Source organism: Actinoallomurus sp. NBC_01490, assembly GCF_036227085.1.
GTDB lineage: Bacteria > Actinomycetota > Actinomycetes > Streptosporangiales > Streptosporangiaceae > Actinoallomurus > Actinoallomurus oryzae.
Window position 1 is genome coordinate 7,057,741 of sequence record NZ_CP109433.1, and the last position, 25,180, is coordinate 7,082,920.

A 25,180-nucleotide genomic window follows, 5' to 3' on the forward strand; every position below is an offset into this window, starting at 1 on the left:
GTCAGTGACCGAGGCGGGCGGACAGCTCGCGGGCGGAGGAGGTGACGGCCTCGATGATCTCCAGCAGGCGGCTGCCGCGGAAGCCGTCGTTCACGCCGCCGAGGCTGAGCGTCGCGGCGATCTCGTCCTGCGCGTCGAACACCGGTGCGGCCACGGCACCGACGCCGTACAGGTAGTCCTCCTCGCTGATCGCGTAGCCGTCGCGGACCACCTTGTCGAGGTGGTCCGTGAGGGTCTGCGCGTCGACCAGGGTGTTCGAGGTGTACTGGTCCAGCGTCCGGGCGAGCCAGCGTTCGCGCAGCTCGGCCGAGAAGGCCAGCATCACGACCGGCCCGGCGGCCGTGTGGTAGGGCAGCACGGTGCCGACGCCGACCGTGTTGACCCGCACCGGGTTGTTGCCCTGGACCATGTCGACGCAGACGGCGCCCTCCTGGCCGGGGATCATGAGGTACGCCGTGTCGCCGAAGCGGTCGGCGAGGCCGCGCAGGAAGGGCACCGCCTCCCCGCGCAGGCTCAGCTCGGCGAGCGCCACCGCGCCGACGCGGAAGGGCCGCATGGTGAGCCGGTACGTCGCGCCGTCGCCTCGCGTCAGCCAGCCGGCCCGGATGAGCGTCGAGGCCAGCCGGTGGACCGTGGTCTTGTTCATGCCGGTGGCCGCGGTGAGGTCGGTCAGCGTGAGGTTCGGCTTCTCCCGGGTGAAGCACTCCATGAGCTGACAGGCCTTCAGCACCGAGACCACCAGGTTCTTGGGGTCGACGGCCGCCGCCCCCTGGTCGCCGGCGGTCATCGACCCTCCCCCGAGTGTTCCGTAATCCGGTCCATATTCCGAATACTATCGGCGGCCCTCGACCGCCACGGCCAGCGCGTGCGATGCCGCCGCATAGGCATAGGTGTAGTTGCGCGCGTTGGCGAGACCGGTGACATAGCCTCTGAGTTCCTTGGTGGCGGCGGCGTTGCCCGTGGCGTACAGGCCGGTCACCGCGCTGCCGTCGCGGCGACGTACCCGTGCGTGACCGTCGATCCACAGCCCGAGGGTGCCCATCCCGAAACCGACGATCGACAGCGGCAGAGCATAGTACGGCGGGGTGGCCAGCGGGCCGAGGTTCGGATTGGGGCCGTGCCGCGGATCGCCGTAGGCGCGGCGGATGAACGGCAGGGTGCCACGGCCGAACTCCGGGTCCTCGCCGCGCGCCGCGCCGTCGTTGTAGGCGGCGACGGTGGCGGCCAGGCCGTCGGGGTCGATCCCGGCGACCTCGGCGAGCTCGCGCACCGAACCCGCCCGCGCGATCGCGTCCGGCCAGGGGTCTCCGGGCCCGTACGGACCCAGCCGGTAGCGGCGGCGGAACTCGTCGTCGGCCAGGAACCAGCAGGGGAAGTTGGCCCACCGCTTGTTCCGCCCGTCGTAGCGGCGCAGGGCGCCGATCAGCGCGCCGTAGTAGCTCTCGTCGCCGAACCGCCGTCCGTCGCGGTTGACGATCATCGAGTGCGGCAGCCCGAGGTGTTCCAGCAGCGGCCGGCACAGGGGCACGTCGCCGCCCGGGTGGGTCTCGCCGGGGAAGTGGAAGCCGACGCTGAAGAACGGGTCCGCGCCACGGACGGTGGCCGCGCCCGCCCGCTGCGCCAGCAGCAGGTTGTCGCCCTCCACCACGGGCGGCGCCGACTCGACGAGCGCGGGCACGTCCTCCAGCTCGCAGGCGTCCGGCGCGCAGCCGTACCCGCCGGTGGCGAGCAGCACGCCGCGCCGCGCGCGGACCGTCGTACGGCCGTCCGGGCCGTCCAGGACCGCGCCCGCGACCGTGTCGCCGTCCATCACCAGCGCGGTCACGCGGTGGTGCAGCAGGCAGTCGACGCCGCGCTCGGTGAGCGCGGCCCGTACGAAGGCGGCCGACAGCCCGGAGCCGTGGGTCAGCAGGTCCGTGTCCGCGCCGTGCCGCCGCAGCCGCTCCAGCTCGGCGGCGTCGAGCGCGCGCTCGGCGTACAGGTCGTCGCGGCTGACTCCGGTCTGGTAGTACGGGCTCGGCCGCAGCCGGTCCCGCCAGGCGCCGAGCGTCGCGCCGGGCACGGCGCACTCCAGCAGCCGTCCCTCGGCGGTCGAGCCGGGCGCCGGGTGGTAGAGGTCGGGGCAGTTCCGGATCACCTGGAAGGGCACGCCGGCCTCGCGGTACCAGCGCGTCGCCTCGATCGCCAGCTCCAGGTAGGCACGGCGCGCGGGGCGGTCGACCGGGCGACCCTCGCCCTGGACGTGGTCCAGGTAGGCCTCCGTCGCGGGCAGCGAGTCCTCGAGCCCGGCCTCGGCGGCGAGGCCGGTCGCCCCGGCCCAGACGAAGCCGCCGCTGTAGGCGGCCACCCCGCCGACCATGCCGGATCGCTCCACCACCAGCACCTCGGCACCGAGGGCGTGCGCGCGCACGGCGCCGGCCAGGCCGCCGAGGCCCGCTCCGACGCAGAGGAAATCGACGACGCGGTCCATGGCTCAGCTCTCGATCCGCACGTCCACCGGGATGTTCCCGCGCACCGCCGCGGCGTACGGGCAGACCTTCTCGGCCTCGGCCACGGCGTCGCGCAACGACGCGAGGTCGGCGCCCGGCGCGGCGACCGTCAGCCGTACGGCCAGGCGGAACCCTCCCCCGTCAGCCCGGTGAAGGTCGACCTCGCCGCGCGCGGACAGCGCGCCGAGCTCCAGCCGGCGCCGCCGGCCCACCGCCGCGACGCTGCTGAGGAAGCAGGCGGCGAAACCCGCCGCGAACAGCTGCTCGGGGTTGGTGCCCGCCCCGTCGCCGCCCAGTTCCTTCGGCGCGGCCAGAGTGAGGTCCAGGACTCCGTCCGTGCTGCGGGCCGAGCCGGCCCGGCCGTGGGCGACGTCGACGAGGGCGGTGTAGACGGGTGCGTCGGACATGGTCCTCCTTGCGGGCCGTTGGTGACTCTTCGAGAGGGCAGAAAACGGGATCTGAACGGCACCCCGCCGCGCTCCGGATGCCGGTCAGATGACGGCGACGGGGGTGATGGGTGAACCGGTCCCGCCGGGCACGGCCAGCGGGGCGAGGATGAGCATGAAGTCGTCGCGCCCCTCGGCGGCCAGCGCCTCGGCGAGCTCGTCGAGGGCCATGCTGTGGACGAGGTGCACACCGAGGTAGACCAGGGCCAGGACGTGCACCGGGAGCCGGCAGTCGTCGACCGGCACCGGGAAGGCGTCGCCGGGCCCGTCGGTCCCGACCACCGCGGCGTCCCGTTCACGAACGAACCGCAGCGCGTCCGGATGCAGGCCCGACAGCCGCCCATAGCGATCCCCGGAGCCCGACCCGGACCCGGACGCCGAGCCGCCCTCGGCCGGCGCGCCGGACCCGGACGCCACGTCGCTTCCGGATGCCGGACCGTCCCCGGACGCCGAGTCGGGACTGGGCGCCGAGTCGGGACTGGGCGCCGACCAGCGGCCGGTGCGTACGACCAGCGCGTCGCCCGGGGCGAGGCCGGGGGCCGCCTCGGCGAGTTCGTCGTAGCCGACCGCCGTGCCGGCCGGCAGGTGGTCGACCCCGCGCAGCCGCGGGAGGTCGGCGAGGACGCCCCGGGTCACGACCGGGACGGCGGTCGTGATGTCGCAGGCGCTGACGCCGCCGGGCCCGGCCATCTCGGTGAAGTCGCGGTCGCCGTAGCCGCGGCCACGGTGCGCGATGTGGCTCAGCGCGTCCATGTGGGTGATCTCCAGGCCGTGGCACTCCGAACGTACCTGGTCGCTCGCCGCCTGGACGTCGCCGCCCGCGTTGGAGCCCCACCAGGTGATCATCCGGTGGTCGAAGGCGGTCTCCCCGGCCCGCGGATAGTACGGCGGAAGGCCGTCCCGCAGGGGGCGCGCGAGGGAGAACGCCCGGCCGCCGCGTACGAGCGCCGCCGCGGCGCGGATCCGTTCGGCGTCGATGAGGTTGAGCGCGCCCCGCTCGTCGGCCTCGCCCCACCGGCCCCAGTTGCCGTCGACTCCGGGCCAGAACGTGTCCATCGGGTCCTCCAGCCGGGCTCGACAGGGCAAGCCGGTGAAAGTGATTCCGGATGACGGACTATCACATGAGATCGCCGCACCGGTCAAGACCGTCGTTCCAGACCCGTTTGACCAGCAATCCGGGCCAAATGTTTCGGCACCGTGAACCTATTGACAGCCCCTAGGGCGAAACCTAGTGTCTGCTCCGAAATCTATTCCGTATTCCGGAAAGGTGAAGCATGACAGCGACGCGCCTCCGTGAACTGATGGCCGACGACGTGGTCTTCGCCCCGGGCGTGTGGGACGGCCTGACCGCACGCCTCGCCGCACAGGCCGGCTTCCCCGCCCTGTGCGCCTCGGGATTCGCGATCTCCGCCGCGCTCGGCCTCCCCGACGCGGAGCTGTACACGATGTCGGAGAACCTCGACGCGGTCCGCCGGATCATCGAGGCCGGCGACCTCCCGGTGATCGCCGACATCGACACCGGCTACGGGAACGCCGTCAACGCCGCGCGTACCGCACGCCGGTTCGCCGACGCGGGCGTCGCCGCGGTCTTCATGGAGGACCAGGAGTCGCCCAAACGCTGCCCGATCTGCGTCGGCGACCCGGTGCCGGTGATCAGTCTGGAGGAGGCCACCGGGAAGATCCGCGCGGTGCGCGACGCCGTCGGCGACCGCCTCGTCGTGATCGCCAGGACCGACGCCGCCGGCGAGGAGGCGCTGGCCCGAGCGGAGGCGTACGTCGCCGCGGGCGCCGAGATGATCATGCCGGTCACCAAGACCTTCTCCACCGTCGAGGAGTGGGCCGGATGCCACAAGCGCGTCGGCGTCCGGTTGATGGCCACGCTCACGGCCTCGACGTGGGTCGAACGCGACTTCACGCCCGAGGTGCTGCGCGAGGTCGGCGTACGGCTCGCGCTGCTGCCCACCCAGATCCTGCTCTCCGCCACCGGCGCCATGCGCGAGACCCTGCGCCGGCTGCGGTCGGGCGAGCCGCCCGCCCAGGTCAGCGCCGACGCGTTGCCGCACCACGACTTCGTCGACCTGATCGGCTTCGCCGATATCGAGAAGGCGCAGGAGAAGTACCTGCCGGCGGCCGGGGCGTGAGCGACGTGACCCAGGCGACGGCCACGACCGGCACGGCACTGACCGTCACCGAGAAGATCCTCGCCCGAGCGGCGAGTCTCGGCGAGGTGCGCCCCGGGCAGAACCATCCGTTCCGGCCGGACTACATGGTGGCCTACGACTTCCCCGGCTACACCGACCTGATGTTCAAGCAGATGCACGACGACTTCGGGATCACCGAGGTCGACGACCCGGAGCGGTACCTGGTCTTCATCGACCACATGCTGTCCAACCGGAACGAGCGCGAGGAGGAGGTGCACGACGTCACCCGGCGCTGGGGCGAGTTCTACGGCATCACGGTGCACGAGGGGCGCGGGATCGGGCACCAGGTGGCGGCGGAGCTGGGCTACGCGCTCCCCGGCAAGTTCCTCATCCACTTCGACGGCCACATCAGCGGTCTCGGAGCGTTCGGCGCACTGGGCTGGGGCGTGCGCCGCGACCTGCTCGAGGCGTGGGTGAGCGGGCGGATCTTCCTCGACGTGCCCGCCTCGATGCGCTTCCACCTGACCGGGTCGTTCGCGCCGGGCGTGGACAACCGCGACCTCATCCACGAGATCATCTCCCGGGTCGGCGCGGACGGCTGCGCGCACCAGGTCATGGAGTTCACCGGACCGGGCGCGGAGAACATGAGCATCGGCCGCCGCCAGGGACTGTGCGGGATGGCCATGTTCACCGGCGCCGTCTCCGCGATCTTCAACCCCGACGAGGCGGCGCTGGAGTACGCCCGTCGCGTCGCCCGTACCGAGTTCGAGCCGCTGACCAGCGACCCCGGCGCGGCCTACACGGCGACGCACGAGATCGACCTGGACGCGCTGCGCCCGCGCGTCGTGCTGCCCGGCTCGGCCCGCTCCGCGAACACCCTCGGCGTGGACGAGGCGGCCGGCACCCCCATCACCCGGGCGTTCATCGGTTCCTGCGCCAGCGGCCGGATCGAGGACATCCGCGCCGCCGCCGAGGTGCTGCGGGGCCGCAGGGTCGCGCCCGGCGTGCAGCTCAACGTCGTGCCGACCTCGCAGCTCATCCACCGGCAGGCCGAGGAGGAGGGCCTGCTGGACGTGCTCCGCGAGGCCGGGGCGAACGTGGCCATCTCCAGCTGCGACTTCTGCTTCGGCTACGCCCGTCCCCTCCAGCCGGGCGAGAAGTGCATCTCCACCGGCGTGCTGAACATCTCCGGCCGGATGGGCAGCACCGACGCCGACATCTACATGGGCTCGGCCTACACCGTCGCGGCCAGCGCCGTGTCGGGACGGATCACCGACCCGCGGGAGGTGGTGAAGTGATGAAGCCGGCCACGTCGGTCCTGCCCGACGTCCTGCGCGGGCGCGTCGCCTGGATCTTCGGCGACGACTTCGACGTCGACCTGATCATCGGCGTGGAGAACATCAAGTACTACGACGCGGACAAGCTGCGCGCCGTGTGCATGAAGGCCTTCGACCCGGAGTTCGTGGAGAAGGTCGAGCCGGGCGACGTCGTCGTCGGCGGGCGCAACTTCGGCTACGGGCACCCGCACTACCCGCCCCTCGTCGCCCTGCGCAACCTGGGGATCAGCGCGGTCCTCGCCGAGTCGTTCTCGCCCGGGTTCTGGCGCGGCGAGACCTACAACGGCATGCCGCTGGTGACCGTCCCGGGCATCGCGACGGCGGTACGGCGGTTCGACCCCGTCGAGGTCGACTGGCGGCGAGCCGTCGTACGGCTGCCGGACGGCACGGAGCTGACCGGCAACCCGCCCAGCGAGCGCGTGATCAAGGTGCTGGAGTCCGGCGGCAGCCTGAACCTGCTGCTGCGGGAGCACGGCCGCCACCGGACCCCGGCGGAGAGCTGACATGCGCGGCCGCTACGTCGACACCGGCCACGGGCAGATCCGCGTCTGGCTCACCGCGGACCGTCCGGGCGTCCTGGTGCTGCCCGGGATCCGCTGGTCCGGCCGGCCGCTCGCGGAGGAGCTCACGCTCTGCGCACCGGACCGGCCGGTCGCCGTCGCCGACCTGCCGGGCGTCGGCGGATCGGCGCCGGGCGCGGCGGCCCGCGTGGGCGCGGCGGCCGACGCGCTCGCCCAGGTCGCGACCGCGCTGGGCGCGCACACCGTCGTCGGGCTGGACATGAGCTGCGACCTGGCCGCCGCCGTGGCGGGCCGGGTGCCGGGCTGCCGCGAGGTGCTCCTGGTGGACCCCGGCTACCTCGCCGCCGCGCGGGAGATCCCGCCGCCCGACCTCACGCCGCGTGCCGACGGCACCCACCTGCCGCGGCTGTGGCAGCTCGTACGGGACGCGCACCTCTTCCCGCCCGGAGCACCACGCGCCGCCGTGCCCGGGAGGGCCGAACTGCCCGGACCGGGTTCACTCGACCGTACGGTCGTCGCGTTCGCCGAGCACCCCGAGGACTTCGCGGCGCTCTGGCAGACCTGGTGCCGCGCGGCCGAGGACCCGTTCATCGGCGCCGGTCCCGCGCCCTCGGCCGTGAATCCCGGCGGCACCGGGCCGACACCGGTCGACCGCTGGCCGGTCCGGCTCTCCCGCGCGCACGGCGACCCGCCGCCGCAGGCCGCCCCCGCAGCGCGGCCCGCCCGGCGGGCGCTGCCGCTCGCCGACGCGCCCGGCGATGTACGCGACACCGGCGTACGGCGGGCGTTCGCCGACACCTCGGCCGGGCAGGTGCACCTGCGGCTCGCGGGCGACGCCACGGCGCCACCGCTGCTGGCGCTGCACTCGGCGCCCGGGTCCGCGCAGCTCCTCGAACCCCTCATGCGGGGACTGGGCGCGGACTTCCACGTGATCGCCCCCGACTACCCGGGCAACGGCGAGTCGGACAAGCCCTGGCGCGACGGCGTGGACGCCGGGCGGCTGGCCGACGCGATGGCCGAGGTCGTCGAGCGGCAGGCCGGCGGGCCGGTGCACCTGTGGGGCACCCACACCGGTGCCGTGATCGCGCTGGAGCTGTGCGTACGCCGCCCGGACCTCGTACGCCGGGCCGTGCTGGAGGCGCCGCCGCTGCTGCCGCCCGAGCTCACCGACGACATCCTGGAGCACTACCTGCCGCCGCTGCGGCCGGACCGGTTCGGCGCCCACCTCGTGCGGGCCTGGGGGATGCGCCGCGACATGTTCCTGTTCTGGCCGTGGTACCGCGACCGGACCGCGGCGGGGCGCCCGCTGCGCGTGCCGCGCGCGCGGGAACTGCACGACTGGACCGTGGGCCTGCTGCAGAGTGGGCCGACCTACCACCTCAGCTACGCGGCGGCCTTCCGGTACCCGACGCGGGACCGGCTGCCCAAGCTCACGACGCCGGCGCTCATCTGCGCCGGGCCCGACGACATGCTGGCCGACAACCTCCCGGCCCTGCGCTCCGCGGCCCCGGACGGCGTCACCCTCGCCCCGACGCCCGCGACCTGCTGGTACCCCGACCAAGATCCCGCCGCGGTCGCCGAGACCGTGCGGCGGTACCGGGACTTCCTCACCGCCGCCGGCTGACGACGCCGGCCGAAGACGCGGGCCGAACGCACAGTCCCGGGATCCCTTCTTTCGAGGAGACGCAATGGCACCATCACTTCGCCGCCGCGGTCCGCTCGGCGTGCTGATCGCCGTCACCGCCCTGCTGGCCGCGGCGTGCAACGGCAACACGCAGAGCGGCGACGTCAAGCTCGGCTTCATCACCGCGCTGACCGGGCCCGTCGCCTTCGCCGGGCAGACGTTCGCGCACGGCACCGAACTCGCCGTCGACCAGCTCAACCAGGAGGGCTACCTGGGCGGCGGCCGGAAGATCGAGCTGGTGAAGAAGGAGGGCGCCGAGACGCCGGCCCGCGCCGTGGAGCAGGCCAAGCAGCTCGCCGGCGACCAGAGCGTCGTGGGCACCATCTGCTGCATCCTGTCGCCGACGGCCGGGGCGGTGAAGCCCATCACCACGGCGGCCAAGATGCCGCTGGACATCTACGGCGCCACCGACCTCGGCCTGGAGAAGCCGCCGTACGTCGTGCGGACCACGACGATGCCGCAGGACGCCAACAAGAGCCTCGCGCAGAAGGTCGCCCAGCAGTCCCACCCGGCCTCGGTGGCGTACGCGGTGACGCAGGACAACTCCGGCTGGGTCTCCCAGCTCAAGAGCTTCCAGGAGGGCTTCGCCGGCACCGGCGTACGCGACCTCGGCACGGTCAACACGCTCGCCGCGCAGACCGACTTCAGCGGGGCGGCCGGCCAGCTCATGGCCAAGAACCCGGCGGCCGTCGTCGTCGCCTGCCTCCAGCAGTCGTCCATCTCGCTGATCAAGGCGCTGCGCAGCCGCGGGTACAACGGTCTCATCGTGGCCAGCGAGGCGATCGGCAGCCCCGGCGCCTACAAGGCCGCGGGCGGCGCGCTGGCCGACATCCCCTTCCCGGTGTACTTCTTCGCCGGCAAGGCCGACGCCCAGGGGCAGAAGTTCGCGCAGGCGTACAAGGCCAAGTACGGCACCGACCCGGACGACTACGCGGCCCAGGGCTACATCGCCGCGTACACGATGGCCACCGCGATCAAGAACGCCGGCAAGGACGTCACCCGCGCGAGCGTCACCAAGGCACTGTCGTCGCTGAAGCGGATGGACGGCACCATCTACGGCACGGTCGGCTTCCAGAACGGGCAGCTGCACGCCCCCGAGAGCATCGTGCACATCACGTGGACCAAGGACGGGCGGCAGACCGAGTGGACGCCGTCGGGCGCGGGCAAGTCGTGAACGGGCCGGTGACCTGACCATGTTGCTCGTCCAGCAGCTCATCAACGGCCTCGCCCTCGGCGCGGTGTACGCCCTGTTCGCGGTCGGGTTCGGCGTGGTCTTCTCCACGATGCGGATCCTGAACCTGGCCCAGGGCATGTACGCCACCTGGGGAGCGATCTTCGCCTACTGGGCGGTCGCGCACGCCGGCCTGCCGTTCCCGGTCGCCTGCCTCGTCGGCACCGCGATCGGCGCGGTGGCGGCGGTGGCGGTCGACCAGGTGGCCTTCCAGCCGCTGCGGTCCCGCGGCGGCGAGCAGCTCCTCGGCACGATCATCACGAGCGTGGCGCTGTGGATCTCACTGCGCGAGGCGGCCAGCCTCGCCACCGGCGCCGCCCCGCTCGGCTTCCCGCCGGGCACGGTGCCGGGCGGGCTGATCCGGTTCGCCGGTCTGCGGGTGCTGGCCACCCAGATCATCGCGATCGTCTGCGCGATCGTCGTGACCGCCGTCATCCACGTGATCCTCCGGCACACCCGGCTGGGCGCGGCGATCCGCGCCGTGGGCCACGACCGCGGCGCGGCCATGCTCGGCGGGGTGAACCCGCGCGTGGCGATCCTGACCGCGGCGGCCCTGGCCGGCGCCGCGACGGGACTGGCCGGAGTGTTCTACGCCGACGGGCAGACCTTCACCTTCAGCCTCGGCGACGGCCTGCTGCTCCAGGGCTTCGCGGCGGTCGTCATCGGCGGCATGGGCGACGTGCGCGGCGCGGCGTTCGGCGGATTCGCGATCGGCGTCGTCCAGGTGCTGTCGGCCCAGTACATCTCCAACTCCTTCCAGGACGCGATCACCTTCGGCCTCCTGCTGGTCGTCCTGGTCGTACGGCCGCGCGGCCTGCTCAAGACGGTCGAGCTGGGGAGGGCCTAGGTGGGACAGCAACTGACGCTCCTGATCAGCGCCGCCGAGTTCGCGCTCGCGGGCGCGGTCCTCGCGCTGAGCACGTACATGACGCTGTGGGCCGGGCTGCTCAGCTTCGCCACGGTGAGCTTCGCCGCGGTCGGCGCGTTCACCGCGACCCACCTGATGACCTCCGCGGGCCTGGGGCTGTGGGCCGCGCTGCTCGTCGGCGGGCTCGGCGGCGGAGTGGTCGCCGCGGTCGCCGGGCTGCTGCTGATCCGGCTGGCCGGCCACTGGCTGGCGCTGGCCACGGTCGCGCTCATCCTGGTCACCCGGGTCGTCGTGGTGAACCTCGGCGGCCTGACCGGGGGTTCGCAGGGCGAGGTGGTGCCGGTCGAGGTCCACCTGTGGCAGCTCATCGTGGTGCTGGCGGTGGCCTGCCTGATCCTGGCCCGGCTCGCCCGGTCGAGGTTCGGCACGGCGGCGGTGGCGACCCGGGAGGACCCCACGGTCGCCGCGACGATGGGCATCCCGGTACGCCGCGTGCAGGCGGCCGCCTTCGTGATCAGCGGCGTGCTCGGCGGGGTCGGGGGCGTGCTGCAGGCGGGGCTGCTGCGCTACATCGACCCGGACAGCTTCTACATCGACCTGGCCGTGACGGTCATCGCCTGCGTCGTGCTCGGCGGCGCGTACCACTGGTTCGGGTCGGTCATCGGCGCGGTCGTCTTCACCGGGCTGCCGGTGTACGTGAACCAGTTCATCGGCCAGGGGCAGGCCATCATCGACGGGGCACTCCTGCTGATCATCATGATCTGGATGCCCGGCGGCCTCGTCGACCCGCTGCGCTGGCGGCGGCTGCGGGACGGACGCCGTACCGCGCCGGCGGCCGAGGCGGCGCGCGAACCCGCGGAGGTGCGGTCATGAGCGATGCGGACGCGCTGGTCGTCGACGGTCTGGCCAAGCGGTTCGGCGGGCTGAGCGTGCTGCGCTCGGTCGACCTCACCGTCCCCCGCGACACCGTGTTCGGGATCGCCGGGCCCAACGGGGCCGGCAAGACCACGCTGCTCAACATCATCAGCGGTCTGCTGCCCTCCGACGGCGGCTCGATCCGGCTGTACGGCGACGCGTGCCACCGGCTGCCGGCGCAGGCCCTGGCCCGGCTGGGCGTCGCCCGTACGTTCCAAAACATCCGGCTGCTGCGCGGCCTCACCGTCGTCGAGCAGGTGCTCGCCGGGGCGTACCGGCGCCGCCGGGTCGGTGGCTTCCGCGGCTCGGCCGGCACGCCACGGGCCCGCGCGGAAGTGCGCGAGCTGCGAGAACAGGCGCTGGAGACCCTGGAGGCGGTCGGCCTGCGCGACGCCGCCGACCGGCTGGCCGAGACCCTGTCGTACGGCGACCAGCGGCGGCTGGAGATCGCCCGGGCACTGGTGTCGCGGCCCCGGCTGCTGCTCCTGGACGAACCGACCGCCGGCATGAACGCGGCCGACTGGACCGGGATCGGCGAGCTGGTCACCGGCCTGCGCGAGAGCGGCACGACGATCGTCGTGGTCGAGCACAACATGCGCCTCATCCAGGCGATCTGCGACCGGGTCGCCGTGCTGGCCTCCGGCGAGGTCATCGCCTGCGACGAGCCGGATGTCTGCCTGCGCCGCCCCGAGGTGCGCAAGGCGTACTTCGGCAAGTGATAGAGAAGGGGACGAGACCATGTTGACCGTCGAGTCGCTCGAGGTGACCTATGGTTCCATCCGCGCCGTGTCACGTCTCGACATCTCCCTCGGCAAGGGGCGGGTCGCCGCCCTCCTGGGCGCCAACGGCGCGGGCAAGTCGAGCACGATGCGCGCGATCGGCGGGCTGCTGCGCCCGAGCGGCGGGCACGTCGTCTTCGACGGCACCGACATCACCGGGATGCCCGCCCACCGGGTCGCCCGGCTCGGGCTGGCCCTGGTGCCGGAGGGCCGGATGGTCGTCGGCTGCCTGACCGTCGAGGAGAACCTCGGCCTCTCCGCGTACGCCCGTGGCCGGCGCCGTACGGCCCTGGTCGACGAGGTGTACGACCTGTTCCCCCGGCTGGCCGAACGCCGTCACCAGACCGCCGGGCTGATGTCGGGCGGCGAGCAGCAGATGCTGGCGATCGGCCGCGCGCTGATGACGGCGCCGTCCCTGCTGCTGCTCGACGAGCCGTCGATGGGCCTGTCCCCCGCGCTGGTCGACACCGTCTTCGCGGCGATCTCCGCGATCCGCGCCACCGGCATGACCATGCTGCTGGTCGAGCAGAACGCCGCCCTCGCGTTCCCGCTGGCCGACCACGCGTGCCTCATCCAGCGGGGCGAGATCGTCGCCGAGGGCACCCCGGAGGAGCTGGAGAAGGATCCCGCGACCATCGCCCGCCACCTGGGCATCGAGGACGAGCCGCGGCCGGCGGCCCCGCAGGCGTGAAGGAGGAGGGCCGGTGACCGAGCGAAGCGAGGAAGTCAAAAGACGCGCCTCGGTGGTCACTCCCTCCGACGGAGGAGGACTCATGACTCCCTACTGGCAGGCGCTGTACGCGCCGGGTGTGCCCGGTGAGATCGAGCTCGAGGCGGACAGCGTCGTGGAGCTGTTCCGCCGCCGCGTCGCCGAGCGGCCGGACGCGCCGCAGCTCCACTACTTCGGCACCACCCTCGACCGCGCCGAGGTCGACCGGCTGAGCGACGCCTTCGCGGCAGGGCTCGAACGGCGCGGCGTCGGCGCGGGCGACCGGGTCGCGATCGCGCTGCAGAACACCCCGGTCTGCGTGCTGGCCGTGCTCGCGGTCTGGAAGCTCGGCGGCACGGTCGTCCCGGTCAACCCGATGTACAAGGAACGGGAGCTCGCCCACCTGCTCACCGACTCCGGCGCCCGGGTCCTGGTCGCGCACCCCACCGCCCGCGGAGTGGTCGCCGCGCTGCCCGCCGGGAGCACGCCCGAGCACGTCCTCTACTCCCGCGACGGCGCCCTCGCCGCCGATCCCACCGGCCCCTGGCCGGACGACGCGGACGACGACGTTCTGGCGATCTTCAAGGAGGGCGGCGCGCCGCGGGCCCCGGCGACCCCGGGACCGGACGACGCGGCGCTGCTCAGCTACACCTCCGGCACCACCGGCCCGGCCAAGGGCGCGATCAACCTGCACCGCAACCTCGCCTACCAGGTCGGCGCCTGCCGGACCTGGATCGGCCTGGGCGACGGCGACTCGATCCTCACCGTCGCACCGCTGTTCCACATCACCGGGCTGGCCATGCACCTGGCCCTCGGTCTCGGCGGCGGCCTGCCGCTGGTGCTGACCTACCGGTTCGACGCCCGTACGGCGGCGGCGCTGGTCGAGCGCTACCGGCCGACGTTCACCATCGGGTCGATCACCGCGTTCATCGCTCTGCTGGCCGAGCCCGCGACCCGCGACCATGACCTGAGCTCGCTGACGAAGGTGCTCAGCGGCGGCGCACCGGTGCCGGCCGCCACCGTCCGCCGGTTCGCCGACGAGTTCGGCGTCTACATCCACAACGCCTACGGCCTGACCGAGACGACCTCGGCCGCGGTCGCCGTGCCGCTCGGCACCCGCGCGCCGGTCGACGAGTCGTCCGGAGCCCTGGCGATCGGCGTGCCCCTGCCCAGCGTCCACGTGGAGATCCGCGGCGACGACGGCCGGCCGCTGCCCCCTGGAGAGGTCGGCGAACTGGCCATCCGCGGCCCGCAGGTCGCCGCGGGCTACTGGAACAAACCGGAGCAGACCCGCGCCGCGTTCCCGGAGGGCACGCTGCTCAGCGGGGACGTCGGCTTCATGGACACCGCGGGCTGGGTCTACCTCGTCGACCGGAAGAAGGACATGATCGTCGCGGCCGGCTACAAGATCTGGCCGCGCGAGGTGGAGGACGTCCTGTACGAACACCCGGCCGTACGCGAGGCGGCCGTCGTCGGCGTGCCCGACCCGTACCGGGGCGAGACGGTGCGTGCCTTCGTCAGCCTCCGCCCCGGCACCACCGCGACCGAGACCGAACTCCGGGACTTCTGCCGCGCCCGGCTGGCCGTGTACAAGGCCCCAGCCCAAGTGCTGATCGAGGACGACCTGCCGAAGAGCGTCACCGGCAAGATCCTCCGCCGCGAACTCCGCGACGCCCCGGTGGAACCGTGACTGCCTGATCGACCGACCAAAGACAGCCCCCTGACACCAGCGCGTACGCCAGGTGATCGCGTGGGAACAACTCAAAGGAGACGTCACCCGGGGCGGTCAGGAACTCACACTCCGAGCTTGCGGATTAAGAGTCCGCTGCACGCTTGTTAGATCGGTGCTCTTGCTTTCAGGCTATGCCGGTTCGTCCGTGACTCCAACGGTTCGGGTGCCGGGTTGTGCCGTCGCGTGACGGCCTGTTTCGTGGCATCCGAGCAACCACCGAGCAACCGTGGGGCGATTGGCCTGCCGGGATGGTGGCGTCTGAGTGATCATCGGCGTGCGATCTGTATGTTGAGCACGACCAGTGCGGTGGCCATGGCGCCGCCACCGCAGAGGATGGCGTGGGCAAGATTGTGGTGGCCTGCATAGGCGAGCAGGCCAGCGGCGATGCCGATGACGAGGGCCAACGTCAGGATGACGGCGGCGCGCAGGCGCGTCCGTGCGCCGATGCCGGAGGCGCGGTGTTCACTCAACCACCTGTGGTATCAGGTCGGGCACTGGCGATCCGCGTCCCGGTCGGCAATGCCGGCTATCGCCGGCTCCGCCGGTTCGCCACACGCTGGACCCAGGCGGCCTGGGCGATCGAGGGCGCTCTCGGTCTGGGCTGGCCGCTCACCACCCACCTGGCCGCCGACGGCATCACTGTGGTCGACGTGCCGGCCAAACTCGCCTGCCCTGTCCGGCTGCTGCCGGCCGGGCACGGCCGACAGCAGCCGACCGACGAGGCCGATGCGTTGTCCGCCGTCATCGCCCCCTACACCGCGACCTGCCTGCACACCGTGGCCGACTGGCGGCCTCAAGTGTCAGAAACGCTTGAGCAGCTCAGCCTTCTTCTCCGCGAATTCCTCGTCCGTGAGGATTCCAGCGTCGTGGAGCGACGCGAGCTTCGCGATCTGCTCGACAACATCCGGCTGAGCTGCGACCTCGGCCGGTGCCCCATGCTTGCCTCGCTGGATCACCGAAGAAGCGAGGTCCAAGATCTTCTCGGTCACGCCAGGCTGCGCCGGGAGGGGCTCCGAAGACTCGGCCTGCGCGGAGGCATCAGTTGCGACCTGCTGGCCCTCGAGCAATACGGAGAAGATCATGAACAGCTTCTCCGGCAACTCAATGATGGACTGATTGCCGTCGGCCCAGTTCACGCGGACGGTGTGCCCGGATTTCACGGCAGCCCCGAGGCCGGCACCGACAGCCTTACCGATCATCCCAGGCAGAGCAGCCTTCGAGGCAGCCTGGCCCATGACGCCGACGACGCCTTCCCTGGTCGAGAGTTCCTCCCACTCGAGCACGGTCTCGGCGTTGAGCTTGTGCCGCTTGAATGGGTTGCGTGGGTGCTGGATGGTGAGTCCGCCGTGGCCTGAGAGAACGCTGCCGCTCGCCAAGTGGCCGCCCACTACGCGTCCCTGGTTCGTCAGCGCCTGCAGAATCGCCATTCGCGAACCGTAGAGCAAGACTTCGGCCGCACGCAAATGTTGTGCGTATAAACTGCGGGCAGCTGAGGCACGCGGTCGGCGGAGAGGCTTTGGGCTGGCGCTGGCATGGGGCGAGAGGTCGGGGGCCAGTAAGCTTTCCGCGACTCGGGCAGACTGTGAACCTGGTGTGTCCCGGCTGTAGTGGAGGCTGTTTGCTGGATTCTTGTGCTACTCGATCTTGAAGGAGTGGCATGGGAAGACGCGGCTACCCGCCGGAGTTCCGGCGTAAGGTGCTGGACCTGATCGACGCAGGCCGGAAAGTCGCTGATGTGGCCCGGGATCTGGGGATCAGTGATCAGTCGATCTATACCTGGCGGCGGCAGGACCGCATCGACCGTAGCCTGGAACCGGGGCTGACCAGCGGCGAGAAGAGCGAGCTCGCAGCGGCCAAACGCCGGATCGCCGAGTTGGAGACCGAACTGGCGACAAGCCGGCGCGCGGTCGAGCTGGTGCGAGAGGTGGTGCCCCCAAAAGGAGGTTCCAGGCGGTCAAAGTAATGGCCGGCGAGGGCATCCCGGTGGAGGTGGCCTGCCGTGTGCTGGATGTGTCGGTGTCGGGCTACTACGCCTGGCTGTCACGACCGCCGTCGGCGCGCGCGATCCGTCACGCCTGGCTGACCGACCTCATCACCGACGTCCACCAGGCCTCCCGAGGGATCTACGGTGCGCGGCGGGTGCACGCGGAGCTCAGGCTCGCCCGCGGCATCCTCGTCGGGCACGGCGCGGTGGAGCTGTTGATGCGCCGTGCCGGGCTGCGCGGTGCCATGGGCCGGCCGAAATGGCGCCGCGCCAAACCGGACCAGATCGCCAAAGACCTGGTCGACCGCCAGTTCAGCCGCACCGGCCCGAACCAGTTGTGGGTCACCGACATCACTGAACATCCCACCCGGGAAGGCAAGGTGTACTGCGCCGTTGCCCTGGACGCCTACTCCCGTCGAGTGGTCGGCTGGTCCATCGACTCCTCACCCACCGCAGCGCTGGTGACCAACGCGCTCGGCATGACCATCGATACCCGGACACCACCCATCGGCGCGATCATCCACTCCGACCAGGGCACGCAATTCGCCTCTTGGGCCTTCACCCAGCGCGCCAAAGACTCGGGCCTGGTGCCCTCTATGGGCAGCGTCGGAGACTGCTACGACAACGCGATGATGGAGTCCTTCTGGTCACGGATGCAGGTCGAACTGCTCGACCGGCACCGCTGGCGCACCCGCGTCGAACTCGCCAACGCCATCTTCGAGTACCTGGAGATCTGGCATAACCGCCAACGACGACACAGCAGCATCGGCATGCTCACACCGATACAGTTCGAAAACACCCACACCGTGGCATGAGATCCAACAACGCGGCTCCACCGAACCCGGGGAAGACCACAGGTGTCCACAAGACCGGGGCAACATCAGGAACTGGCTGCACGCGATCGCCGAACGCTGGACGAAAGAGCTGCGGATCGACTCGTCATGGCCTCTCCCGGTGCTGACCCCGGACGCTCTTACCCTGCGGACCGGGTAAGCGCCATCCGAGCCGGCCCTTCTTCGCCGGGTTCGGGCCACTGGTGGTGCTCACGCCGTGCATCAAGAGAAGGCGGCTACCGTCCGGCCGGCCTGGATGCGGGTGTCACCTCTCATCGACTTCACCTGTACCTCTTTGTTGAGGCTGGCCGATGTCAGCGCGGCAGAATGACTTCTGTGGGGAATTCCGAGATGGACGACTCAAAGACGCCCTCGGGGACGAATTACGATCGCCTGGCACGGTTGGCGTACGTGATCTTGTGGGACCTGGAACCGGCGCACCGGATCGAGCAGGCGGTGAAGATCGTACGGCGGTGCGTTCCCTGGCGGGAGAGTAGCGGTGTGCGGCGGCGCGTGCTGAAGCGCTGTATCCGCACGCCGTGGGGCACCTCGTACCGTTCACGTGCCCGGCTAGGGATGCGGCCGGCCGGCGCCGCGCTCGATCCCGGATTGGCCGGCGCGATCCGGCGGCTGGGCCGTGAGGAACGTGTCGCGTACGTCCTGCAGCGAGTGGAGGGCCTGAGCGCTGAGGAGTCGGCGGCGGAACTGCGGCGCCTGCACGTATCGGATGTCGACAGTGCGGTCCACCGGGCGCTCAAGTCCGTCGATACCGATGCGGAACTCAACCCTGAAGAGCAGCGCGCGGCGATCCTCGGCCTGGACCTGGAGACGGTCGCCGTTTCCCCGCAATGGTCCCCGCGCCCTGCCCGGATCCGGCTGGCCGCGCTGGTCGCGGGCGCGTTGGCCGTGGTCCTGGTCGGCGTGGTGCTGGGATGGCCAGGAACGAAGGCTCCGTTGCAGGTGAACGCCCGAGCCGGCACGTATATCGCCTCCCTCTCCGAATGGCCGGCCCAGGGCGACCGTGTGCATGACCGCGCGTTGCTCGGCCGGGCGCGTGATGCGTGGGAGGGCGTCCCCGCCATGCCGGCCGAGGACGGAGAACGGTACGGATCGGTGAAGCTGCGCGGCCTCCGCGAAGTGCCGTATCCCCGGCCTGTACCGGGCACTCTCGTCGTGTTGTTCGCCGGGACCGTTGGGCCGGGCCGGAGCGTGCTGCTCTTCGATGGCGCACTCTTGGCCTTGTATTCCGAGGGCACGAGCGACGGCAAATCCCTGACCGTCGAAACCACCCTTCCGCGAGCACACCCCGGCCCGCTGGCCGTCAGCCCGCCGGTCGCCGGGGGAACAAGACAGGCCTACCTGCTACCCCCCGACACGGTCCGCGCGGAGGTCGCAACGCTCGCGGACACGCGACCGACATGGCAGGCCGCGACGCCGCGATACGGTGTGATCACCATGCCGGACCGCCGGAACTCCTCCGGCTGCCGGCGGACGCTGTTCCGCATCTCCTGGAAGCCGCCCTCCGGCCCCGTCGACAGCGATGTCTTCACCGGGCTGGAGAACCCACTGAAGACGACGCGAATCTCGTGGACCTCGCCGGGCGCCAAAGAATTCAACGCGGCGCCCATCGACACCCGCCTGGTCCGTGATGTGATCTGCGACGACGATTCCTTCTCCGAGCGCAACCAACGATCCGTCACCGGTGTGGACCTCGAGGCCATCTGGCATGGCGCACTGCCCGAGGGCCACCATCAGGCCGCGTTCGTCAGCCTCGCCGTCTTCTACGGCGGGGGGCAGCCCGACCCGCCGAAGGACCTGCCGATCGTGACCGAGGAAACCCAAACACTGTTCGTCGACCAACCGCCCAACGCTCCTGGCATAACGAAGATCGTCGAAAGCGAGGCCGACAGCGGATTCACCGCCGGCGTCGCCGGAGACACCGCGTATGCGACGGCCTCCTGGCACGCTCCGTCCGGCCGCTGGTACCTGATCGCGGGCGGCACGCCGAAAATCGCCCGGATACGGGCCTGGGGCAAGCACGAGCAGAAGGCGAAGGGACGCACACTGATCCTCCGCGGCCCGAAATCCCACGGCAGCAAAAACCCAGACTGGGGCACGAGCGTCGACGCCGAAACCAAAACCGGCGAACCAGGGACACTGCCGTGAAGCTTACGAGACGTCGTATCGCCGAAGCGGTCTGCGGTACCGGCCTGTCCGATCCGCGCACCCCGCACGGAGGCCGTCATGCCTGCGGTTCCCGGGCCCGGCCGTTCCGGTTCAAGCGCTGCCGGGTTCGGATGCTGCGAGATAGTCATCGATCGCCTGACGCGGTATCCGAAACGAGCGGCCGACTCGGATAGCAGACAGTTCGTCTGAGTGCACGAGTCGGTAGACGGTTCTTCGACACTCGCATGACGGCCGCGGCCTCGGCCACGCTAAGGAATCGGACCTCCTTCAGTGACCGTTCGACGCGGCGCGTCTCGGGTGTCTGAGCGTCCTCGGTGGCCTTCTTCAGCGCGATCGGAACCCTTAGCTGTTGCTCCTCCGCCGCGGGAAGTACATGTCGAGCGCCTGCAGCATGCTGGTGTTCGCTCGAGAGAGGACGGCCGAGATCGCCGGGGTAGTCATCGACCGCTTGTTCGGGGATCTGCAGGGAACGGCCGACGCGGATCGCGAGCACATGTGGTGGCGGCGGGGTGTTCGTTTCCGACGGACTCGAGCGCCTGTATGGCGAGTATCTGTGGCTGCTGGCAGACCTGGCCGACAGGCACGGGCTGGCGCTTGAGGATGACCAGCCCGCATTCGTGAACACCGGTGGCCAGCCATTGATGGGGGCTTTCCCGCCGCGGCCTGCTCAGCTCGTTCCACCAGCTCACGGCCTTCGGCCGGCAACTGCTCCGACAACCGTGGTTCGGGCACCACCTTGTGCAAAAGCAGCTCGAGCGCATGCCGCGGGATCACGTCGGTGCCGTTGCGGAACTCAGCCCACTTGGCGCTGCTGCCGCGAGTGGACAACGAGATCAACAAGGACGGTGTGCTCACCACGACATGACCAACTCAAGGCCGCCGTGTCGGCCTGTTAGATAATGAGCGAACGGCGATGAACCTCGGAGCGTCGACACAGATCTTGGTCGCCGTGCTCGAGGTGGTGAGCACGACGTTGTCCTTCCTGGAGACCTTCCGCCGCCATCACGATCGCCCGGGCCAAAGCGGCGGGCCGGGGAGCGAACGCGCAGGGGACGAGCCGTTCGACGAAACCAGTGTGACCGGAACTCCCGAAGCTCTGGTGAGCCGCAAGGTAGCGGTGAGGTAGGTCGATCAGGCCTGCCAGTCCCCGATCCCGTCCCAGACCCGCTGCAGTTCACGTGCAGTGATGGGATGCCAGTTGAACACCTCGTAATAGACGGCCTGCATGTACCCCATACCGCCGCGGTCGTTCAGCAGTTCGCCGATTTTTCGAGCACGGTCGTTGCCGTAACCGGGGCCGTCGCCCATCTCGACCAGTTCACGAATCAGGGGATCGAGCCGCTCCAGCGGCGTGCGCGCGGCTTTTCGCTCGGTGTCGACCTTGGCGTTGCATTCGTTCAGTAGGTTCTGCAGGCGTCGTTCTCGACGTTGACGCCATTTCAGAGAGTCGAACATCAACGCAACTTAGCGAACGCGGATCGGGACCGGTCCCCGTCGCTGCGATTGTTCGGTAGGCCGACCCCTGCCGTGGCGGCCGCCAGGGGCTGACCGGACACCGGGCGAACCGGCCGTCCAGCGCAGTCGGGGTCCCCGTAGTACTCGGGAAAAATCGGGCGGATATGGCTGACCTGCGGTTTCGTTAGTCGGCCTAGCGGTTCTCCCGGATGTCGGCCGTGCGGAACATCGGTACAGTTGACGCTGAGAACGATCATGGTCCTGCCATAGCCGGAAGGACGTTGATACGGTTCTCGTATTCGCGGCGGGCCTTGCGTTGTGCCGGGGTGCCCTGGGTGCCGTCGAGGGGCTGGCAGCGTTTGAGGAGCTGGCGGTGAACTGCGGTCGCGGCGCTGACGCGCAAGGTGTAGCCCTTGCCGCGCCGTACGGTCACGCCGTGGTCGAGCGCGGACCGCTCGTTGGGCTCCAGCTCGGCGGAACAGAGGAAGTCGGCAATTTTGCCCGGCATGTCGAGGGTGACCGGCAGCTGCGGGGCCGGGGCGTCCTCATCGTCGGCGGGGGTGTGTTCGGGCATGAGGTCGGCGATCGCCGTGCGGACGGCGCCGCGGCTGACGCCGTGCTCGCGGGCCGGGGCGGTGATGGATCGGCCGCTCAGGTAGGCGGTACGGACGGCATCGGTCTTGTCGGTCTTGATGACCGGGCGGCGGCCTCCCTTGCTGCCCTTGGCCTCGGCGGCCCGTAGCCCGTCGTAGGTCAGTTCGCGCTGGAGTTCGCCGGCGGCCGCGAGTGTCTGCACCATGAACTTCACCGTGGACAGCAGTTCTCCGGTGCGCGGGTGGCGGGCGGTGAGGTCCATCGCGGAGAACGCGCCGTCGTGGATGCGCAGGGCGAGACGGCCAGTGTGCAGGACGTCGAGCACGTCGAGGATGTGTTGGGTGCCGCGCACGAGGCGGAACATTTCGGAGATATGCACGATGTCGCCGGGCTGCGCGTACGCCAGCAGTTCGCCGAACTTCGGTCTCTGGAGCGGGTGGAGGTGCCGGCCTCCTCCTCGAAGGTGACGGGGTCCTGGATCCAGGCTTCGTCCAGGACGAGGTTCTGCCGGGCGGTCGACTGCTGGTCGGTCGAGACCCGCTTGTAGATCAGGTTCCCCATCGGAGCCCCATCCGGGTGGAGGAACGGGACGCTATCTGTCGCCAAACCCTGTCATCGATCGCCATCGGGTCTGATTGGATCGGCGCCGCTCTAGGGTCCTGGATTATCCGGATTTGTTGGGTGTGTGCGACACCTGTCGTCAAACGATCCTTTGCCGACATGTGACGCGTGCCCTGGTGGTGCAGCCGGACAGAGCACCGTCTGCCAGCGGTGAACACCGGCCCGACCGGGCTCGACGGGTCACTACAGTCCGTCTCATGACGACGGTTACAACACGTACGGTCGAGTACCCGGCCGACGGCCTAACGATGATCGGGCACCTCGCGCTCCCCGCCGGTGTCGAGCGCCGACCCGCCGTCCTGATCGGGCCCGAGGGGCTGGGGCTCAGCGACGTCGAGCGCCGCCGGGCCGATGCCCTGGCTGAGCTGGGATACGTGGCGCTGGCCTTCGATATCCACGGCGGGCGCTATTTGGGCGACCCCGAGGAGATGCTGGCCCGTTGCATGCCGCTGCTCGCCGACTCCGACCGGATGCGGGGCATCGGTCATGCGGCGCTCGACGTGTTGCGTGCCGAGCCGCGGGCCGACCCCGACCGGATCGCTGCCATCGGTTACGGCACCGGGGGCGCAATCGCGCTGGAACTCGGGCGCGACGGCGTCGACCTACGTGCGATCGGGACAGTCAACGCAGTGACCACGGGCCGACCGGGCGAGGCGGCGCGCATTCGCTGCCCGGTGTGGGCCGGGGTCGGGTCCGAAGACCCGATCATGCCGCCCGCGCAACGAGACGCGTTCACCGCCGAGATGCAGGCCGCAGGCGTCGACTGGCGCCTCGTGGTCTACGGCGGCGCCCTGCACGCCTTCCACCACCCGCCGGTCGACCATGCCGTGGTCCCCGGCGTCGGCCACCACCCACGGCACGCGCAGCGGGCCTGGCGCGACATCGTCGACCTGCTCGCCGAGTGCCTGCCCGTAACGGAGTGAGTTGATCAGTGTGCTGGCCGGCCATGATCGTTTTCACCGATGACGGCTGTACTGGTGTACCAAGGTCGAGAATGTCGGTGAACTCGCCGATCCCCAGCAGCCTGTGCTCGCCGCGGCGGCGGTCGATCAGCGCGCGGTCCTCGTCATCGAACTCCAGGTCTGCCTGCGAGTGGGCGGGGGCTGCCGGCGTTGATCAAAACGGTGTCCGGATGCGGTACTCGGCGGACTCGTTCGCTGTGGGAACGTTGCGACGCGGCCCGGGAGTCCTGAAGCTACGGCGAGCCGCAAAGTAGCGGTCAGCGTCGGCGGTGGGATCGCGGCGGGCTTGCCAGCGGGCGAGTGCGCCGGGTGAGACGCGGGTGCCGGGCTTGAAGGCCCCGAACCTGGCCCGCACCCCGGAGCCGAAGCGCACGGCGATGGTCACCGCGGTGGTCCGGCCGCTGGAGGCGGCGGCGTTGGCGGGCCCGCGATTCAGGACCGGGACCCGGAGGCGGCGGTGGTGCCGGCGCGGGAACGGTTGGCGCGGATCTCGTCGTGGTGGTCGGCCGCCCAACCGATCAGCTGCTTGACGATGTCGTTCAGGCCGCCGCCGAGCGGGGCGAGCGCGTACTCGACGCGCGGTGGCACCTCGGCGTAGGCGGTACGGCTGATCAACCCGTCCTCGGTGAGCTGGCGAAGGGTGTGGGTCAGCATGCGCTGGGAGATGCCCGGAATCTGGCGCTGCAAGTCGGTGTAGCGCATCGGGCCGCCCTCCAGGACGGCGATGATCAACATGCTCCACTTGTCGCCCACCCGGTCGAGCACCTGGCGGATGAAGTCCATGTGATCGGCGGGGATGCTCGCGCACGGCCCGACCGAAGCCGCCATCCCGATACCCGCGCTGTCCTGCATAGCGCCCCTTCCTCTCCGTCGCGCACACCGATGTGCCTTTTGTACCGCCTTCCATACTGGCCCATAATGACGTTACGAACAAACAGTAGGAATTGGAGGTCAGGCCATGAAGGTAGAGATCTGGTCCGAGATCGCCTGCCCCTGGTGCGGTCTGGGCGGCCATCGGCTGGATCGGGCCGTGGAGCGATTCGAGCACAGCGGCCACCTCGAGGTGGTCCACCGCTCGTTCCCTCTGGGCAGTGGCCTCCCCGAGGACCGCACGCTCAGCGTCCGCGAATTCGTGCTGGCCAAGTACGGCGCCATCCCCGGGCAGGCCGGCGTACCGGATATCGAAGGCATGGCCGCCGCCGAGGGCCTGGCCCCCTACCGGGTCCTGGACAACCGAGTCGGGAACACCGACCTGGCTCATGAGTTCCTGGCTCACGCCTCCGCCGAAGGCAAGAACGGCGAAGCCTGGAACATGCTCTTCCGCGCCTACTTCGGCAAAGCCGAGTCGATCTTCACGCTCGACGACCTGCTCGAGTTCTCCGACAAGCTCCGTCTGGACCGCGAACAGACTCGCCAGGTACTCGCCGACCGGCGCTACCACCGTCAGGTACAGCAAGACGCACACCAGGCGCAGCGGCTCGGGGCAACCGGTGCCCCCTTCACCGTCATCGACGGCCGGTACGCCCTCGCGGGAGCGCAGGACACCGACACCCTGCTCGGCATCCTGCGCCAGGTCTGGGACGAGACCCACCCGACCGTTGTCGTTGCCGGCAACGACGCCGCGATCTGCGGCCCGGACGGCTGCGCGGTTCCCGCCGCCCACACCGCCCACGCCTGACCTACACCCCTGAT

At 70.6% G+C, this 25,180-nt stretch carries 24 protein-coding genes and 2 pseudogenes; 16 read left to right on the forward strand and 10 right to left on the reverse strand.

Annotated features, from left to right (window positions below):
* Position 1: 1 nt before the first annotated feature.
* The 4 genes from OG417_RS32810 to OG417_RS32825 form a co-directional block, all read right to left on the reverse strand.
* Positions 2-787, reverse strand: coding sequence for an IclR family transcriptional regulator (locus tag OG417_RS32810; RefSeq protein WP_329236753.1), 786 nt, complete (start codon positions 785-787; stop codon positions 2-4).
* Positions 788-832: 45 nt separating this feature from the next.
* Positions 833-2,470, reverse strand: a complete 1,638-nt coding sequence (locus tag OG417_RS32815) for an FAD-binding protein (RefSeq protein ID WP_329236755.1) — start codon at positions 2,468-2,470, stop codon at positions 833-835.
* A gap of 3 nt (positions 2,471-2,473) precedes the next feature.
* Positions 2,474-2,896, reverse strand: coding sequence for an Ohr family peroxiredoxin (locus OG417_RS32820; protein ID WP_329236758.1), 423 nt, complete (start codon positions 2,894-2,896; stop codon positions 2,474-2,476).
* A gap of 84 nt (positions 2,897-2,980) precedes the next feature.
* Complete coding sequence (locus OG417_RS32825; protein WP_329236759.1) at positions 2,981-3,991, reverse strand: cyclase family protein; 1,011 nt, start codon at positions 3,989-3,991, stop codon at positions 2,981-2,983.
* Positions 3,992-4,209: 218 nt separating this feature from the next.
* On the opposite strand from OG417_RS32825, the gene OG417_RS32830 reads away from it, so the two are divergent.
* The 10 genes from OG417_RS32830 (at position 4,210) to OG417_RS32875 (ending at position 14,810) form a co-directional block, all read left to right on the forward strand.
* Positions 4,210-5,076, forward strand: coding sequence for an isocitrate lyase/PEP mutase family protein (locus OG417_RS32830; RefSeq protein WP_329236761.1), 867 nt, complete (start codon positions 4,210-4,212; stop codon positions 5,074-5,076).
* The gene (locus OG417_RS32835; RefSeq protein WP_329236763.1) at positions 5,073-6,374 is read left to right on the forward strand and encodes a 3-isopropylmalate dehydratase large subunit; all 1,302 of its coding nucleotides are present in this window, start codon (positions 5,073-5,075) and stop codon (positions 6,372-6,374) included. The genes OG417_RS32830 and OG417_RS32835 overlap by 4 nt, the downstream gene beginning before the upstream one ends.
* Positions 6,374-6,916: a LeuD/DmdB family oxidoreductase small subunit gene (locus OG417_RS32840; protein WP_329236765.1), complete on the forward strand. Its 543-nt coding sequence runs from the start codon at positions 6,374-6,376 to the stop codon at positions 6,914-6,916. Before OG417_RS32835 ends, OG417_RS32840 begins: the two co-directional genes overlap by 1 nt.
* Before the next feature lies 1 nt (position 6,917).
* A complete protein-coding gene (locus tag OG417_RS32845) occupies positions 6,918-8,558 on the forward strand; it encodes an alpha/beta fold hydrolase (RefSeq protein WP_329236767.1) in 1,641 nt (546 codons plus the stop codon).
* A 64-nt stretch (positions 8,559-8,622) separates the two neighbouring features.
* Positions 8,623-9,792 carry an ABC transporter substrate-binding protein gene (locus tag OG417_RS32850; RefSeq protein ID WP_329236770.1) on the forward strand — a complete coding sequence of 390 codons (1,170 nt, stop codon included), beginning with the start codon at positions 8,623-8,625 and terminating at the stop codon, positions 9,790-9,792.
* Between the two features lie 19 nt (positions 9,793-9,811).
* Complete coding sequence (locus OG417_RS32855; protein ID WP_329236771.1) at positions 9,812-10,696, forward strand: branched-chain amino acid ABC transporter permease; 885 nt, start codon at positions 9,812-9,814, stop codon at positions 10,694-10,696.
* Complete coding sequence (locus OG417_RS32860; protein WP_329236774.1) at positions 10,697-11,590, forward strand: branched-chain amino acid ABC transporter permease; 894 nt, start codon at positions 10,697-10,699, stop codon at positions 11,588-11,590.
* Complete coding sequence (locus OG417_RS32865; protein WP_329236776.1) at positions 11,587-12,351, forward strand: ABC transporter ATP-binding protein; 765 nt, start codon at positions 11,587-11,589, stop codon at positions 12,349-12,351. Before OG417_RS32860 ends, OG417_RS32865 begins: the two co-directional genes overlap by 4 nt.
* Before the next feature lie 19 nt (positions 12,352-12,370).
* Complete coding sequence (locus OG417_RS32870) at positions 12,371-13,102, forward strand: ABC transporter ATP-binding protein (protein ID WP_329236778.1); 732 nt, start codon at positions 12,371-12,373, stop codon at positions 13,100-13,102.
* Positions 13,103-13,184: 82 nt separating this feature from the next.
* Positions 13,185-14,810: an AMP-binding protein gene (locus tag OG417_RS32875; RefSeq protein WP_329236780.1), complete on the forward strand. Its 1,626-nt coding sequence runs from the start codon at positions 13,185-13,187 to the stop codon at positions 14,808-14,810.
* Positions 14,811-15,118: 308 nt separating this feature from the next.
* Here OG417_RS32875 and OG417_RS32880 read toward each other — a convergent pair whose 3' ends face one another.
* Entirely contained in the window at positions 15,119-15,322 is a 204-nt protein-coding gene (locus OG417_RS32880; protein ID WP_329236782.1) for a hypothetical protein, read from the reverse strand.
* A gap of 330 nt (positions 15,323-15,652) precedes the next feature.
* Positions 15,653-16,279 carry an SHOCT domain-containing protein gene (locus OG417_RS32885; RefSeq protein ID WP_329236784.1) on the reverse strand — a complete coding sequence of 209 codons (627 nt, stop codon included), beginning with the start codon at positions 16,277-16,279 and terminating at the stop codon, positions 15,653-15,655.
* Positions 16,280-16,509: 230 nt separating this feature from the next.
* Between OG417_RS32885 and OG417_RS32895 the strand changes: the two are divergent.
* Both OG417_RS32895 and OG417_RS32900 read left to right on the forward strand, forming a co-directional pair.
* Positions 16,510-17,651, forward strand: a pseudogene (locus OG417_RS32895) (IS3 family transposase).
* A gap of 369 nt (positions 17,652-18,020) precedes the next feature.
* Complete coding sequence (locus tag OG417_RS32900) at positions 18,021-19,835, forward strand: sigma-70 region 4 domain-containing protein (protein WP_329236790.1); 1,815 nt, start codon at positions 18,021-18,023, stop codon at positions 19,833-19,835.
* 111 nt (positions 19,836-19,946) lie between these two features.
* Here OG417_RS32900 and OG417_RS32905 read toward each other — a convergent pair.
* Positions 19,947-20,127: pseudogene (locus OG417_RS32905) on the reverse strand (helix-turn-helix domain-containing protein).
* A 642-nt stretch (positions 20,128-20,769) separates the two neighbouring features.
* Between OG417_RS32905 and OG417_RS32910 the strand changes: the two are divergent.
* Positions 20,770-20,982, forward strand: a complete 213-nt coding sequence (locus OG417_RS32910; protein WP_329236792.1) for a hypothetical protein — start codon at positions 20,770-20,772, stop codon at positions 20,980-20,982.
* Between the two features lie 5 nt (positions 20,983-20,987).
* Here the strand turns inward: OG417_RS32910 and OG417_RS32915 are convergent, their stop codons facing one another.
* Together OG417_RS32915 and OG417_RS32920 are read right to left on the reverse strand one after the other, a co-directional pair.
* Entirely contained in the window at positions 20,988-21,311 is a 324-nt protein-coding gene (locus OG417_RS32915; RefSeq protein ID WP_329236794.1) for a hypothetical protein, read from the reverse strand.
* Positions 21,312-21,564: 253 nt separating this feature from the next.
* Positions 21,565-22,284 (reverse strand): recombinase family protein, encoded by a 720-nt coding sequence (locus tag OG417_RS32920; protein ID WP_329236797.1) that lies wholly within the window; start codon positions 22,282-22,284, stop codon positions 21,565-21,567.
* Between OG417_RS32920 and OG417_RS32925 the strand changes: the two genes are divergently transcribed.
* Both OG417_RS32925 and OG417_RS32930 read left to right on the forward strand, forming a co-directional pair.
* A complete protein-coding gene (locus tag OG417_RS32925; RefSeq protein ID WP_329236800.1) occupies positions 22,279-22,452 on the forward strand; it encodes a hypothetical protein in 174 nt (57 codons plus the stop codon). The two genes, OG417_RS32920 and OG417_RS32925, sit on opposite strands and share 6 nt — an antisense overlap.
* Positions 22,453-22,723: 271 nt before the next feature.
* Positions 22,724-23,449, forward strand: a complete 726-nt coding sequence (locus tag OG417_RS32930; protein ID WP_329236804.1) for a dienelactone hydrolase family protein — start codon at positions 22,724-22,726, stop codon at positions 23,447-23,449.
* Between the two features lie 471 nt (positions 23,450-23,920).
* Here the strand turns inward: OG417_RS32930 and OG417_RS32935 are convergent, their stop codons facing one another.
* Entirely contained in the window at positions 23,921-24,340 is a 420-nt protein-coding gene (locus OG417_RS32935) for a winged helix-turn-helix transcriptional regulator (protein WP_329236807.1), read from the reverse strand.
* A gap of 106 nt (positions 24,341-24,446) precedes the next feature.
* Here OG417_RS32935 and OG417_RS32940 point away from each other — a divergent pair, with 106 nt between their 5' ends.
* Complete coding sequence (locus OG417_RS32940; RefSeq protein WP_329236810.1) at positions 24,447-25,166, forward strand: DsbA family oxidoreductase; 720 nt, start codon at positions 24,447-24,449, stop codon at positions 25,164-25,166.
* Positions 25,167-25,180: the final 14 nt, after the last annotated feature.